8 protein-coding genes and 2 pseudogenes are annotated in these 14,814 nt (G+C 65.2%); 5 read left to right on the top strand and 5 right to left on the bottom strand.

The genetic code is table 11. The features are described from left to right. Nucleotides 1-1,634: 1,634 nt before the first annotated feature. Together O3W51_RS06640 and O3W51_RS48400 are read right to left on the bottom strand one after the other, a co-directional pair. Entirely contained in the window at nt 1,635-2,450 is an 816-nt protein-coding gene (locus O3W51_RS06640) for a hypothetical protein (RefSeq protein ID WP_269284536.1), read from the bottom strand. A gap of 865 nt (nt 2,451-3,315) precedes the next feature. Beyond that, a pseudogene (locus tag O3W51_RS48400) lies at nt 3,316-4,360 on the bottom strand (tyrosine-type recombinase/integrase); the annotation flags it as partial. Between O3W51_RS48400 and O3W51_RS48755 the strand changes: the two are divergent. Next, on the top strand, nt 4,335-4,763 hold the full coding sequence (locus O3W51_RS48755; protein ID WP_368860188.1) for an NUDIX domain-containing protein: 429 nt from the start codon (nt 4,335-4,337) through the stop codon (nt 4,761-4,763). The pseudogene O3W51_RS48400 and the gene O3W51_RS48755 overlap by 26 nt on opposite strands. A gap of 300 nt (nt 4,764-5,063) precedes the next feature. Here the strand turns inward: O3W51_RS48755 and O3W51_RS06625 are convergent, their stop codons facing one another. Continuing rightward, nucleotides 5,064-5,303: a hypothetical protein gene (locus tag O3W51_RS06625; protein WP_198358805.1), complete on the bottom strand. Its 240-nt coding sequence runs from the start codon at nt 5,301-5,303 to the stop codon at nt 5,064-5,066. Between the two features lie 57 nt (nt 5,304-5,360). Next, the gene (locus O3W51_RS06620) at nt 5,361-9,317 is read right to left on the bottom strand and encodes a polymorphic toxin-type HINT domain-containing protein (protein ID WP_198358807.1); all 3,957 of its coding nucleotides are present in this window, start codon (nt 9,315-9,317) and stop codon (nt 5,361-5,363) included. Between the two features lie 502 nt (nt 9,318-9,819). On the opposite strand from O3W51_RS06620, the gene O3W51_RS06615 reads away from it, so the two are divergent. The 4 genes and pseudogenes from O3W51_RS06615 to O3W51_RS48750 form a co-directional block, all read left to right on the top strand. Then, complete coding sequence (locus tag O3W51_RS06615) at nt 9,820-10,260, top strand: hypothetical protein (protein ID WP_232485923.1); 441 nt, start codon at nt 9,820-9,822, stop codon at nt 10,258-10,260. 166 nt (nt 10,261-10,426) lie between these two features. Further along, nucleotides 10,427-12,070 (top strand): trypsin-like serine protease, encoded by a 1,644-nt coding sequence (locus O3W51_RS06610; protein ID WP_269284523.1) that lies wholly within the window; start codon nt 10,427-10,429, stop codon nt 12,068-12,070. Between the two features lie 325 nt (nt 12,071-12,395). Continuing rightward, complete coding sequence (locus O3W51_RS06605; RefSeq protein ID WP_198358811.1) at nt 12,396-13,640, top strand: acyltransferase family protein; 1,245 nt, start codon at nt 12,396-12,398, stop codon at nt 13,638-13,640. A gap of 187 nt (nt 13,641-13,827) precedes the next feature. Further along, nucleotides 13,828-13,956: pseudogene (locus O3W51_RS48750) on the top strand (helix-turn-helix domain-containing protein); the annotation flags it as partial. Between the two features lie 219 nt (nt 13,957-14,175). Here the strand turns inward: O3W51_RS48750 and O3W51_RS06600 are convergent. Continuing rightward, entirely contained in the window at nt 14,176-14,781 is a 606-nt protein-coding gene (locus O3W51_RS06600) for a class F sortase (protein WP_138355775.1), read from the bottom strand. Nucleotides 14,782-14,814: the final 33 nt, after the last annotated feature.

The raw sequence follows: 14,814 nt of genomic DNA, 5'->3' as shown, positions 1-14,814 counted from the left end.
GGCAATCCGGGCTCTGGCGCAGCTCGCTGACCACGTGCATTGGGTACGAGAGTGGCCCGACAAGCCGACCTGGCGCGACCGGATCCGCAGATGGGCATACCCCGAGTCCTACTGTTTCGACCGGACCTCCACCCCGCCGAGGCCCTGGGTCGATAGGCCCGCCGGGCACTTTGAGCGGACTGGTTGGCGCATACGAGCGGCATACTTCAGAGCTGACCTGGCATTCGAGGTCGAATACGTAGTCTGCGATCTGTGCGCAATCGGCTGGGTGGAATCCCCTTACTCCTATGAGGGCTACAAGCGGTGCGGCCTCGCTTCAGCCTCTCTCCGATCTCTGCGACACGGTTACCCAGGAGTCCAGTGGCACACGGGCGGCGGGCACTTCCGCGAGTCGGAGCCCTTTTGGAGCTCCGTCAGCGTGGGCGTTGCTGGCGGTTATACCCAGCAAAAAAGGTGTCATCACGTGGAACCGCGGCAAGCATGAAGATCTGAGGCCGGGTCCATGACCAGGCAACTTGATGTGGCCGAGTAGATCGGTTGACTAGCTGAGGACCTGAATCACTGCAGCCGTCAAGCTGGCCAGAGCGGTAAGCGAAACGCCTAGGAGCAGCCAACGCTGGGATGCCAAGTGGAGGCGTACCTCTCTCTCCGCCCTAGCTTGGTTTGTAACGAAGTCCAAGAGAGCCCTGAGAGTCTCCGCGTCCAACTCTTCCCCTGTGCCGTCTTGAGACGATTCGGGGTCGCTCAAGAGGGCAAGATTCTGCGGGCTGAGTGCCTGACCATCGGCGGGGTCTTGTCCCCGCGGGCGGCGTCGTGCGAATCTGGCATGCAAGGTGTAGGAGTTCTGTCTACCTACCTCTGTGAGGTAGAGGTTGCTGCTCCTGCGGAATAATCCAGGAAAACCTGTCAAGGCCTGCAACACTTCTGCTTCGGATAACCCCAAGTCCTTGGCCAACCCGTAAGGTGACCGGCTCCGCCATCTGGTCAGTGCCAGATATGTTATGAGCGCCATCAATGTATCCAACTGGCTGTCGTAGCGCGGATTCGCGGTCACACCCTGAGAATCGTCGATGAGGCCGCTGACGGCAAGAGGACCAGCCTGGCCCAAGCAAACCCGCACCAGAGATGCGGATCCGCGCTCGTCCGTCCTGAACTGATGACTACAGCGACAGTGGCTCGTTGACTGCGCACGTGCCACCCGGAGATCGCCCAACCGCCGAATCGGCAGTTGGGCTACATGTGTCCCAGCTGTCCGGGTGTCCGGTTACCTCACTTGACCTGCGGAAACCAACCGGACAGCAAAAGAGGGAGCTGTCCGGGCTGTCCGGTAGGCTGTAACACCAGTGCGTGTTACAGCAGTCGGCGAAGCCGGCTCTCGTGGGTCGCAGGCGCCGGAAGCGGCTTCCTCTCCATTCCTGCGCACGACTGAGTGTCTGACTGAGGTACTACGCGCCGTACTGAGCCGGACAGCCCCGGACGACCGGGGACTATCGCCGCAGCTCAACTGTCGCACAGGGGCAGGTCGAATGGGCGATCGAATTGATTCGGAGTCCAGCGCACGTAGGAAGCGGATCGCGGCCTAAGCGTCCTCGCAATGTGATCCGGGCGCGGTACGGTCCCTGACCATTGGCGCACTAGTTGGCCTCCTCTCCGGTCTCTTCTCTGCGGTGCTCTTGCTCAACCTCATGGAGATACTGCTCCAGTGCTGGCGATGTGACCAGTTCAGTAACAACGGCCTGCACGAGTATGTCGTTGGCTTGCCGCGCCAGAGCAACTCCTCGAATCATCAGAATTGCGCTCACAAGGAGAAGCAGAAGCCATAGAGAGCTGAATTTCCAGCTCAAAACGATACTCAAAAAAGCACCCGCTAGCGCCACATTAGCCCGAAGGTCCGACTCGCTAGCCTGTCGGTCGCTTTCACCGTAGAGGTCAGTATTCGCAGCGAATAGCCGCGTACGAACTTGATCAAGATCAGCTGTGAGAATTTCTCTCGCGCGAAAGGACTCCTTGGCAAGCCACTTCCCCGCACTCTCCGGTACGGCCGTTTGGACTTTGTTGTGAACATACCTTTCGAGAGTCTCAGATGCTGGCCCGGTCAGTAGCGGGCGGAATTTCAAAATACGATTAGGCTGAGCCAGCTCGTCCCAAGCTTGTCTCCCGTGAATGTCCTTCTGCACGTCTCGTCTAATGCGAAGAATCGGGCGGAGAGCAGTCACCGCTTTAATCTCTAGCAAAGTACCGGCCAGGTAGGCAATGAAGGTGACCACGGCCAGAATTGCCGACTTCCCGAAGAAGTCAGCGAAACTGTAGACTTGCCTTATCTGGCCTGGCGCCTGGCGCCTTCCCGGAATGTAATCCCCAAAGATCAGCCACAGGGAAATGAGCCAGATGTAACCCGTAACCAACGGCGTCCGAATTTCACGGATACCAGGCAGCAGCGATGCAAGCATGAGGTCATTATGCCTGCGCGCCCACGCAACTTCCAACGCCACGCCGCCTGGCGAGTGTTGCATAAACACCTAGGCCAGTAGGACGATCCTATCCCAGCTGTGCGCTCTCCGCCGCTCAGGTGGCGCACTTCTCCCAACCGAGGTATGCCGGATAAAGAGACCCACCTCGGAGGAGGTGCCGACATGAAGGTTCAACCGGGCCAGAAGATGTTCTTGAGGGAGCCCGAAGGGCACCAGACGCAAGTTACCGTAGTGAAGATCAAGCAGCCCGCCATCGGCCGCTGTGTCTTGGTGGTGGATGCGATTGGACGTGAATCCTGGGCGCCCAAGAGGCGCCTAGAGAGCGTTCCCGAGTTCGTTGATCGAGGTGGCTCAATCTTTGGATCTTGACCCGCAACTGCTGTCCGTGTGGGCGGGCGCCGACGAGCGCAAGGATTAATTGGGCCCGGGCCGCCTGTGCGACGCTCTCAGCACTTCGTAGATCACCTGTTGATGGCGAACTCGTCGACTGTCAGCGGTACATCCTGCCCTTGCTGCGCGAGGTGCGAGGGTAGAAAGGTTTCGTGGTCTCAGTGCTGGTCTCGATTGCCACTCTGTTCGGAGGCGTCCGTGGAAGTCCACGGGCGTATGCCTTGGCCTGTGACCTGCGATGTTGGGCGATGCGCGGACGTTACTGAACCTCCCCGGAACAAGATCGGACACCTCGTAATGCGTAGGTCTCGGGTTCGAATCCCGAAGGCGGCCCCAAGAAGGCCCAGGTCACATAGCCCGTGACCTGGGCCTTTTGCTTGTCCGCGGTGATTCAGCGCATGCGGCGGCCAAGGCGCGAGATCCCGTGCGTGAGCGATGCGTGAGCGCGAGCGCGTCAGCCCTTGCTCTTCGCCTTCTTCCGCTTGGCCTTCTTGGCGGCCTTACGGGCCTTCTCCTCATCGGCCTTGCGCTGAAGGGGGATCAGCTTGGCCATCGCCTCGGCGGCGCTCTTCCCGACGCGGGGGAGGACGCTCTGGTAGATGTCACGCGTGATCCGGGTGTCGCTGTGCCCGAGCGTGTCCGACACGATCTTCACGTCGATGCCGGCGGCGAGCATGAGCGTGGCCGCCCCGTGCCGGAGGTCGTGCAGCCTGATCGGCGGGAGGCCCGAAGCCGCGACGAGCCGTTCGAAGTGATCGGTCACCTTGCCGGGGTGCAGCCACGAACCGTCCTCCTGCGTGAAGACGTGCCCGGTCTCCACCCAGGCCGGCCCCTACTCCTCACGGTCCGCGTCCTGCTGCTTGCGGTGCCGCTCCAGGACGCCCACCGTGTCGTCGTCGAGGGCGACGACCCGAAAGCCGCTGTCCGTCTTCGGCTCCGAGGCTTCGACCCCCCAGCCGTCCTGGACGAGCTGGACCATGACGGTGAGGGCATGCCGGTCGAGGTTGGTCTCCGACCAGGGTTGTCCGCACGCCTCGCCCCGGCGCAGGCCGCGGAAGGCGATCAGGTGCCACATCCCGTACAGCCGGTCGCCAGCGACGAAGTTGAGGAACGCGCCCGTCTGCTCGGGCGTCCAGACCATGACGGGCGATGGTTTCTCGCCGCTCTGCTCCCACTTGGCGACCCGTTCGTCCGTCCACACCAGGGCCTTGGGCTTGCGCACCGGGTCGATCTCGACGTGGGCCGCCGGGTTGAACGTGATGATCTGCTGGCCTATCGCGTCGTTCAGGGACGCGCGGAGCGTGGCCTTGATGTGCTGCCGCGTGGCAGGGCCGGTGACGCGGCGGAAGGGCGACATCGCGTCGATCGCCGCAGTCAGCGCCTTGCGGCGCACAGTTCTTCAGCCCCTTCCATGGCACGGTCGCCAACTCCTTCACGACGGCATGCAGCTGGGCGTTCTGCGCCAGGATCTCGGTGTTGGCGTCGGTCTGCGAAGTCCATCTCCTCGTCCGTGACAATCAGCTGCTGTTGAGCCTGCGCAAGGGCGGATACGACGCGGGACTTTGGCAAGTTCTGGCCGGGCACCTGGCGGCCCGGGAACCTGCACACGGCGGGACCGCCCGCGAGGGGCTGGAAGAGATCGGTGTCCGCGTCGCCTCCCAAGGCCTGGAGTTCGCGCACTTCATACACCGGCCTCCGGGAGAGGAACCCCGCCTCGGCGCCTTCTACCAGGCCATGTCATGGGAGGAGAGCCGTACAACGCAGAGCCGGACAAGTGCGGCAGCCTCGTCTGGTGCGCGTTCGACGAGATCCCCGACAACAAAGTCCCATGCCACGCCAGGGCACTCGCCCACATCGCCGGCGGCCGCTTACGCTCCAACTTCGCATAGGAACCTGCGTTGACCTGAGTATGCCCGTCAGCCGTGAGAGGACCGTGCCTCCCACACAAACCACCGTTGGAAACGAGGTACCGCGCAGGCGGAGCCGGCCACTCTCACGTGCCCGAAGAGCAAGCACCACGCGCATGAGGTCCGCTGACCCTGCGCGTGAGTAGCTCAGTAGGGTCGGGGACTGGCACGGTGGTTGGTGCTCCGATTCCAGTCCCCGACCCTACTAAGGCGCTGCCGAACGTGAGTTCTCGGACATCAACTGCTCGGAGACGGGCGCCATTTATTGACGAAAGCCATTGTGGCATCCGTCAATTCATTGATTACCAAATTCTCCGAGTTCGCCGATCAGTCGTTGACGTGCTGATTCCAACAGTGCGGAGTAATTGGAGTCGAAGATTGTCGACGTTTGCGTCTCGAGCGTCCCGCTGATTCTGAACAGAGCCGACCAGACAGCTCGGTCATCAACGAGCAGTGAGAAGTCCTCTCTCTGCAGGACGCGGCTTATCCAGTCGAACAGGACGAGAGCTTGGTCATCCGACAGCTCAATCTTCACAGCGACATTCCTTTCGAATCCTCGAACGGGGCGAGTCCATCACGCGAATTACCGGCGCTACAACTTCCCGTCTCGGAGCAGGAACTCTAGCTGCGCGCCGTCGGATCGCCATCCCCCAAGATATTCTCCGATATTCGGACCGCTTGTGGCAAATGATGCGTGAAGTCCTGTGTCGTCGACATAGTGGGCGGCGGCTTGTCCTCGAAATGTACCTTCGATTTTTCGCGTTCCAGGATTTTTCACGAACTGCTCAATGGCGCGAATGAATGCTTCGGCATTGGCTTTGTTATAGGGACCCTTTACGCCGAACTCCTCGGCGTGCATAATGCCCTTGTCGTTCGTTCGCATATAGTGGTGCGGAAGTGCGCTGGGTGATATCCAATTTGATCCGCACCCGGGACCACTGTTGTGTACTAGTACGGGTGTGTCGCCTGCGAGTACATAGTACGTGTGGAGGTCGTCGACGGTGAGGTTGTAGGTGCGGGCGTGCTGGTCGAAGGCGCGGTTGGCCTGGACGGGGACGGTGGTTCTGTCGTTGCTGAGGAGTGTGGTGCCGGGGGTGAGTTCGTTTGTCTGGAGCCAGCGGTGTGCTGATGGGCTCCAGAAGGGGTGCTCGTTGGTGGCGGTGAGCTTTTGCGGTCCGTTGCGGGTTGTGAGGGTGAGTTCGTTGAAGTGTTTGTCGTCGTCGGTGACGATCTGGCGGGTGACTTTGCGGGTGCCAGTTTCACCGGTGATCGGGTCGGTGGCCAGGACGCTGTCACCGTTGTGGACGTCCTCGATGTTCTTGGTGGAGTTGTCTGCCATGAGGACTTTGGTGCCGGCCAGGAAGCACTTCGGGCACGGGATGTGCCGCAGCTTCTTCATCAACGCGGTCAGGAGGTGGAGTTTTTCCCCGGTGAACTGGTCGGGGTGGAGGAGGTCGCACCAGTCGGTGTTGTCCGGTGTGCCGCCGGTCACTTGTGCGACGCACAGCATGACGGCGCCGTTCGGTGACAGGGATATCACCATTTCCTCGACCGCGAGAAGCTTCTTCGCGGCGTCGAGGACGACCGGTCCGTAGTTGATGATTTGGCAGACGCCGTCGTTGTGCTGGCAGAAGTGGGGGTCTTCGACGTAGCAGCCCAGGGGTGTGTCGCACCGGTATTGGCGGCGGGCGATCGCTCCGGGGTCTTCGCGTTCGAACTTGGCGGCGGCTTCCTCGTCGGCCTTGACCTTGGCGGTGGCGGTGATAAAGGCGTCGTGGGCGGCTTGCTGGGCGCCGGCGGCGTCCTTGCCGGCGGCCAGCGCGGAAGCACGCGCCTCGTTCGCGGCGTTCCAGGCGCCGGTGGCCGATGCGTGGGCCGTCGCGGTGGAGATCGCCGCTTCGGTGGCGGAGTTGGTGGCCTTGGCGGCAGAGGTCGCGGCGTCGGCGGCGGCTCGCCGGGCGGTCCTGGCCGATTGTGCGGCGCTGGTTGCGGAGGTTTCGGCGTCCTTGGCGGAGGCCTTGGCCTGCGCGGCGAAGCCGGCGGCCGAGGCGGCGGAGGCCTTGGCCTGGTTCGCGGCGGTGGTGGCTTCGGCGGCGGCCTTGCGGGCGAGGGCTGCGGCCTTGCGGGCCTCGGCGGCGTTCTGCTGGGCGATGGCCGCGATACCGGCGGCTTCCGCGATCAGCTGCTGGACCTGCGCGGTATGGGTGATGGTGAGCAGGTCCTGACGCTGGGCCTTGTACTGCCCGTCCTGCAGGAAGTCGTGCAGCAGCTGCGGCGGGCCTTCCAGCGCGATGGTGGCCGCGGACTTCACCTCCGGGCTGCTGCTGTCGATCAGCTGGGCGGCCCGGACACGTTCGTCCTGGGAGCGGGCGGTGTACTGCCCGTCGGTGATGAACTGCCGGTACTGCTCGACGGACTCCGAACTCAAAGCGGCATTGGCCGCGTCCTGGACGCGGCGCCCGCCGGTGGAGGCGACCTGCGCGATGTAGAGGCGGAAGTCCCGGACCGCGGCCTGGTACTGGCCGGTGGTCAAGAACGCGGTGATCGTGGCCGCGTCGCCCTTGAGGGCCTCCTCGGCCGCGGAACGCACCGATGCCAGCGGGCTCTGCCCGGCCAGATCGGCCACCGCCGCACGCTCGTCCTGCTGCGTGGCCCCTTGCCCGCCGGTACGCAAGTACTCCACGACGTCCTCGTCGGACCCGGACAACGCTGTTTCGGCGGCGGCCACAGCCCATGGCCTGCCGGTCTGCATAGTCAGCAGGGCGGCCTTGCGGCCCTTGGCCGCGACGACCTTCGGATCGACACCCGGCGCGGCGGCCTGGGCGGCCAACTGCACTGCCTGGGCGGCGAGGTCCTTGTTCTGCTGGACCGCCCGCGCCCGGTCCGCTGTCTGCTTGGCGTCGGTCGCCTTTCGGTCCTGGGCCTGCTCGATCCCGGCGTTGGTACGGCCCAGGAGTTCCTCGGCGTCGACCTCACGGGCCAGCGCGTAAATGGTCTGGGCCTTGGCGACCGCGGCGCCGGCGTCGTTGGCCGCGGCGGTGGCCTCATTGGCATGCCGGGTCGACTCGTTGGCAGCGGTGACCGCGTCATGCGCGAGAGTGGCAGCCTTGTCGGCGTCCGCCGCGGCGGCCAACGCGTGCGTGGCAGCCGACCGGGCCGCATCACGCGCCTCACCGGCCGCCACCGCGGACTTACGGGCCAAAATCACCGCAGCGTTCGCAGCGCGCCGGGCCTCCCCGGCATGACGACGCGCGGCCGCGGCCGCAGCCTTGGCCTGCGCGGTGTGCCCATCGGACTGGTCCGCGTAACTGCTGGCCTCCTCGGCCGCATCGGCAGCCGCACCAGCATCCACGCCCGCCCCCACCGCAGCCAGCGCCGCATCCCCCGCATCGGTGGCCGCCTTGCGCGCCTCCTCAGCGGCATTGGCCCCCGTCGTTGCCGCAGCAGCCGCAGCCCGTGCGACATCGGCCGCCTGATGCGCAGCCACACCCTTGCCGGCATCAACAGCCGCATCGGCCGCCGCACTACGCGCCCGCGACGCCGCCTGAGCAGCCCCCGCCGCCGCCGACGCGGCCTGCGCTGCCGCATTGGCCGCAACCCGCGCCGAATTGTTCGCCGACCGCGCCGCACTGATCGCCTGCTGCGCAGCACTCGCAGCCTGATTGGCCGCGGACGCGGCACGCCCGGCCGCGGACGCCGCCTTGTTCGCGTCACCACCGGCCGCCTTGGCCTCCGTGGCGGCCTCCTTGGCCGCGTTCTTCGCCAACTGCGACGCGGTCACCGCACGTGCCGAGGCATCCTTGGCGGCCACGGTCTCAGCCTTGGCCTGACGGCCCGCCACCCGCGCCTGCTCCGCCAACTGCACGACACTGGTGTACTCCTGGTCATGCGCCCGCGCCACATACAGGCCGACCTGCAAGAACTCCCGCACATCATCCGCGGAACCGTTCAACGCCAGCTCACCGGCCGCCTGCACCTCAGGACCCGCCGTATCCAGGATCTGCACGAGCTGCACTCGCTCGTCCTGATCCCGCAACGTGTACTGACCCTGACTCAAAAACGCCTGCACATCAGCCGGCGTACCGCTCAACGCAGCATTCCCCGCCGCCTGCACACGACGACCCGCCACATCAACGACCTGCGCCACCCGCACCCGCTCATCCTGCTGGTACGGAACACGCCAACCGTTCTGCAGGAACTCTTCCAGTGCAGTTGGGGTCCCTGACAACGCCGTGTTCACGGCTTCCTGCAGACGCCGACCACCCACACTGCCGATCTGGGCAGCAGTCACCCGATCATCCCGGAACGCCTCATTCTCCGCTAGACCCAGGAAGCGCTGGACGTCCTCGTCGGTACCGGTCAGAGCCACCTCCGCAGCGGCCTTGACCCCTGGCCCCCCAGCCTTCCAATACTCGACGACAGCGCCCCGCTCGGTAGGCGGTACACCACTGACAGTCCCGTCACTGACGGAAGCATCATCGGCGATGGCGGGTGTGGGCCCCAGCAGGCTCGCCACGAACGCCAGGAGCAGCAAGGTCAGGCACAGCACGCGTGTAGCGTGAGATGTCCTCCCTCTATTTTGACTCAAATGCAGTCTCTGCCGCAAGGGAATACTCATCTCACTGACTGACAACTCCCGTTGCCAGATACCGAATCTCGGCGCCGTGAGCATAACCGTGCCTGCTTTACGAAGTCTTCACACATTCAGATTCGGCCGGGGAGAGAACCGGCCGAACGGTGACACCGTGTTCCCCCGGTGATCGACCTGCGGTGCGTGCCGTCCGGACCGAGTCCAGGTACAGTCTCAGACTTGCGGCGAAGTGCACCGTACCGCACTGCCTAGCATCGAACACCCCGCGCCCGTAAGCCTCGGTGGCTTCCGAGGGGGCAGCGATCCGGTGTGCTATTTTCCTGCCGTATCTTTACGTATTGATTACATCTGTGGGGGGCCGCGGATAAGGCAGTCGCCCACGTCCGGAAGGAATTCGTCGGTGACATTTCGCGCCCGCAGACTGATACTTGCCGCTGGAATCGTCAGTGTGCTCACAGCCTTGGTCGGTGCACCTGCCCTGGCTTCCACCACTTCCGCTCCTGCCACGGCAGGAGCCGCTGACACGGCGCCGCCCTCCGCGGTGGAGGACTTCCAGTACCCCGATGCGGCGAAGATTCTCCAGCAGCGGGGCATCAAGCTCATCAAGGGCGACGGCCACATCCTGCTCCTCGACGCATGCGGCACCTCCGCCCAGCAGATCAAGGTCTGGACGGGCGCCTCGGAGATCTGCTTCCAGGCCAACGCCAAGACGGGCAACCTCACGCTGGAAGTGCCCGACGTCATTCGCCTGCAGACCGCGGACCACCCCATCAGCGCCGACCTCACCGCCGAAGGCACCACCCAAACGGTCGACGTCGCCAAGGGCAGCGCCAAGAGCGTCGGCGAAGGAACCGCAGACGGCGCCCCCTCGGTCCTGGTCGCCCTCCGCGTCACCGGCTGAAACACGATCGGATTCCACCACACCGACCGGACAACACCGGGATTCCCCAACGTCTGAATCCTGACCCGCGCTCCCGTCGGCGCTCTTCGGACTGCTTCGGCCTCTTCGGAGCAGACCCTCCACCGCCTCGGCGGTCCCCAGACTTTTGGCATAAAGGAAGCACATCGTGGCAGGCATACATTCACGCACCGGTTGGACCACCGGACTCCTCGCAATCACCGTCGCCGCCGGAGTGCTCGCCGCCCCGTCGACCCAGGCCGTAACAGGCGACGCCACGGCAAACGGACAGTTCGCATTCACTACGAAGCTCGACATCGGTGGCGGTCAGCGTTCTTGCACCGGAACTCTCCTGAACAACCAGTGGATCATCACCGCTGCGAGCTGCTTCGCCGATGACCCTGCCCAGCCGCAGACACTCCCGGCCGGCGCCCCGAAGCTGAAGGCCACTGCGACGATCGGCCGCACCGACCTGACCGGTACCGCGGGCGCAGTGCGCCAGATCGTGGATCTGGTGCCTCGTCAGGACCGGGACTTGGTGCTGGCCAAGCTCGATGCCCCGGTTATCGGTGTCAGGCCCCTGCACCCGGCGACCACTGCCCCGGCCCAGGGCGAGGCGCTCAAGGGTGCCGGTTACGGTCGCACCAAGGACATCTGGGTTCCCGGCACCCTCCACACCGCGGCGTTTACCGCCACCCAGGTCAACGGCACCTCGGTCAATATCGACGGTACCGCGGTCTGCAAGGGTGACACCGGCGCCCCGGCGTTCCGCGCCGTCAACGGCAACTTCGAGCTGGCGGCTGTCGCGAGCACCTCCTGGCAGGGTGGCTGCCTGGGCTCGGACGAGACCCGCACCGGTGCGGTCGCCACCCGTGTCGACGACATCAACGCATGGATTCGTCAGGCCGTCGCTGCGACGCTGACGCCATGGAAACTGCAGATGCTCACCACGACCAGCACCGGCCTGTTCCATTCCTCGCGGGACAGCAACGGCGACTGGTCGGTGTTCGGCGACGTACAGCAGGCCGCGGGCAGCATCGGCGAGGTGAAGGTCACCGCCGACGCCGCGATCTCGGGGAAGAACTATGTGTTCGCCATCGGCGGAGACGGCCACGTCTACGAGGGAGCCCGTAATCCCAACGGCACGTGGGTGAAGTTCCGCGATCTGACGGCCGAGACCGGTGCTCTGCCGGGCCTGACGAAGATCGCGGCCACGTCCGCAGGCAGTCAGGTCAGTTTGATCGCTCTGGCGAACGGCCGGATCTACCACACCATCCAGGACGCGAGCGGCAAGTGGCTCAAGTGGGGAGACGTCACCGCGTCCCTCGGCGTGCTCGGCAACGCCACCCAGGTGACTACCGCGCAGACCGGCGATGAACTCCAGATCGGCGTCGTCGCGGACAAGAAGGCCTTCCACGCTGTTCGGCACGCCAATGGCACCTGGTCCGCGTGGGGCGAGCTCAAGCAGCTCGCCGGCACACTGGGTCCGGTCACCGGCATGGCTTTCGCCGGCATCGGGAGCGACCTGCAGGTCGTCGTCACCAACGCGACCGGCGGCATCCAGCACTCGACCCGGGCAGCCAACGGCACCTGGAGCGTCTTCGGTGACCTCAGCGGCGTTCTCGGCCAGGACCCGGTGATCAGCATCGACGCGGCTGCTGTGGACGGCGAGTTCCAGACCGCGGTCGTCACCGCCGACGGGCACATCAAGCACACTCTGCGTCACGCCAACCGCCAGTGGGACGCCGCGGACGAGCCGACCGGCATCCCCGGCACCCCCACCACCGTCGCCATCACCGGCAGCTGGAACTAACACCCCACACGGTTCATCGACACAGGCACGAGGGCGGGCAAGCACCCCATGGGATGCTTGCCCGCCCTCGTGCAGCGTCCGGGCCGGATGAAGCTCTACCAGCGCCCCTTATGCCGACCGGCCTAGGCGGGCGCGGTCATGCCTGGGCGTGTGCCGTCCTGGGTCGCCGGGAGCGATGGCCTGGGACCGGCGATGCGGCAGGTCACGACGGTGCAGAGCCCGCAAGCTGTGATCTTCCTTTGACACCCATACGTTCTCCACACAAACTGATCAGTCCTGTCACAACAGCAGAGCGCCCCTCTGGGAACCGTTCGCGAGGAGCGCCATGCACGGCCGTAGTGCCCCTTTGTCCCGTTTCCGCTGGTCGCTCGGCCCTGTCTCCGACCTGTTCTCCGGTCGCAACAACAGCCTGGGCCTGTTGCGGCTGCTGCTGGCTTCAGCCGTCGTGGTCTCTCATGCACGGATCCTCGGGTTCGGCGGCCGTGAGTTCGGCCACACGTTCTCGGGTGGGCAGATCGACCTCGGGAAGATGTCGGTGTTCGGGTTCTTCTTCCTGTCCGGCATTCTCGTGACGCGCAGCGGAAACCGGCTCCCCGTCGGGCGCTTCCTGTGGCATCGCGGACTGCGACTGCTGCCGGGTCTGTGGGTCTGCCTGGCGGTCACGGCGTTCGTCGTGGCCCCGTTCCTGTACTGGCGGCAGCACGGTGGCCTGGCGGGTTTCCGGGACCAGGCGTACGGTCCGTTCGCCTACCTGCGGGCGAACTGGGCCGTCGGCATCGATCAGTGGGGCGTTTCCGGTGTGATGGAAACAGCCACAGCCAAAGGGCTGGCATTCAACACGGCCTTCGACGGCGCCCTGTGGTCCCTCAAGTACGAGGTTCTCTGCTACCTCGGGGTGGCACTGCTCGCCCTGACCGGATCCCTGACCCGCGCCCGCCGCGCCGTCCTCGCGGTGACCGTGGTCCTGGGCGGGTTGATCCTGAGCGACGCGATCGGCAACCGATACATGTACGGAGCCCCCGCCGCAAAGCACGGCGGGCTCTTCGACGTTCCCCTGATGGGCGCGCTCGACGTGGACTGGGTGGTCTACCTGGGATTCGCCTTCGCCCTCGGTGCGCTGATCGAGCTGTACAAGGAGCGCGTACCGGTCAGCGATCCACTGGGCGTCGTCTCCGGCCTCGTACTGCTCCTGACCCTGCGCTACGGCTACTTCTTCGCCCTCGGCGTCCCGGCTTTCGCCTATCTGTTGCTGTGGCTGGCCATCCGGCTGCCGAAGCCGTTCCAGCGAATAGGCCGCAAGCACGACTACTCGTACGGCATCTACATCTATGGCTTCGTGGTGGAACAAGCGCTTGCCGCGCTAGGTGGAGCACGCTGGGGCTTCGGCGCCTACCTGGGTCTCGCCATGGGCGGCACCCTGATCGTGGCAATGCTCTCCTGGCACCTGGTGGAACGCCCGGCCATGCGGCTGAAAGACCTCGGAGCTCGCCGCCGGAATGATCGTCGCCACGAGGCGACAACACCCGACCTCGACACCCACCCAATTCGTCAACCCTCACACGTGGCTTGAGGATCATGACCACCGCAAGACGTCGGGCCGCAGAAGGGTGGGGACGGCGGCGATGGTCGCGTCTCAGTCCTGCCGGACGATCACTGCGAACTGCTCGATGACTGGTCCCTTCGGAGAGTTCGCGGAGTGATTTGCGCTGATCCCTTCGTTAGGCGTAGGGGGCGGACTGACCCTGGAGCAGAGGTGATTGCGCGAGCGGATTCGGTGCGAGGTGGGCGGGCAGTCCGCTCGCGGTGAGAAGACCGCGATAATCGCAAAGGATCTGCGGGTCAGTGAGCGGTCGGTGGAGCGCTGGCGTCACTTGCGCGAACGGGGGATCCGTACCTGTTTCTCGGTGGGACACGCCATCACCGAGCCGGTGCGCCGCGCTGTCCGGCGGTGGCCGAGCCGACCGGCGTGATCGACCCGGTCGGCATCGGCATCACGGTGCCAGGAGTGACCGCACCCCTGAGCCCAGTTGTCCCCGTTCGACCACGACGAGGCCTGCGGCATCCAGGTGTTCCTCCCGACACTCTCCACCCGGTGTCGGGCCGGCTCAGGTCAGGGTTGCGTAGACGATGAGGTTGTCGACGGGGTGGCCCTGGGGGTCTATCGAGCCGTCGCAGGTAATCAGGCGGAGGGTGGGGGTCGGGGTGGGGGCGTAGACCTGTTGGGTGGGGAAGGTCTTCTTGTTCACCGTCTGGGTGGTGGTGACGGTGAAGTGGACGGTCTTTCCGTCGGCGCCGCGGACGGCGATGTCGGCGCCCTTCTTGATCTTCGCGAGATCGTGGAAGACGGCCTTGCCGTACCGGGTGCTGTTGTGGCCGATGACGACGGAGGAGCCGCGCTGGCCGGGTACCGCGCTGTTCGTGTACCAGCCGGCGGTCATGCCCTGGTCCGGCGGAGGGACTTGAACCGTCTGGTCGGCGTTGAGGCCGAGCCGTAGGAGGGAGCTGTCCACGCCGATGGAGGGGATCACCACGCGAGTGGGGTCACCGGGTGTGCTGGGCGCCGTCGCGGGGGGCTGGGTCGATGCGCCGGGGCCGGGTGCGTCCGGGGCGGTGGCGGAGGGGGAGCCCGACGAGCAGGCGGCCAGGGTGGTGAGGGTCAGCGCGATGAGCGGGGCTCGCAGGGCGCGCGCCGGGTTCGGGATGCGGGCCATGGGTGTCCTTATAAGGGGGTGGTGGGGCGCGCC

It is taken from the genome of Streptomyces sp. H39-C1 (assembly GCF_027158125.1).
GTDB classification, from domain to species: domain Bacteria; phylum Actinomycetota; class Actinomycetes; order Streptomycetales; family Streptomycetaceae; genus Actinacidiphila; species Actinacidiphila fildesensis.
Note: the sequence above shows the minus strand (reverse complement) of the source record. Positions and strands in the feature narration are given on the sequence as shown.

Coding starts and splice junctions, on each gene's coding strand:
- O3W51_RS06640 (WP_269284536.1), bottom strand. CDS start 2,450: ATGCTTGCATCGCTGCTGCCTGGTATCCGTGAAATTCGGACGCCGTTG.
- O3W51_RS06605 (WP_198358811.1), top strand. CDS start 12,396: ATGCACGGCCGTAGTGCCCCTTTGTCCCGTTTCCGCTGGTCGCTCGGC.
- O3W51_RS06600 (WP_138355775.1), bottom strand. CDS start 14,781: ATGGCCCGCATCCCGAACCCGGCGCGCGCCCTGCGAGCCCCGCTCATC.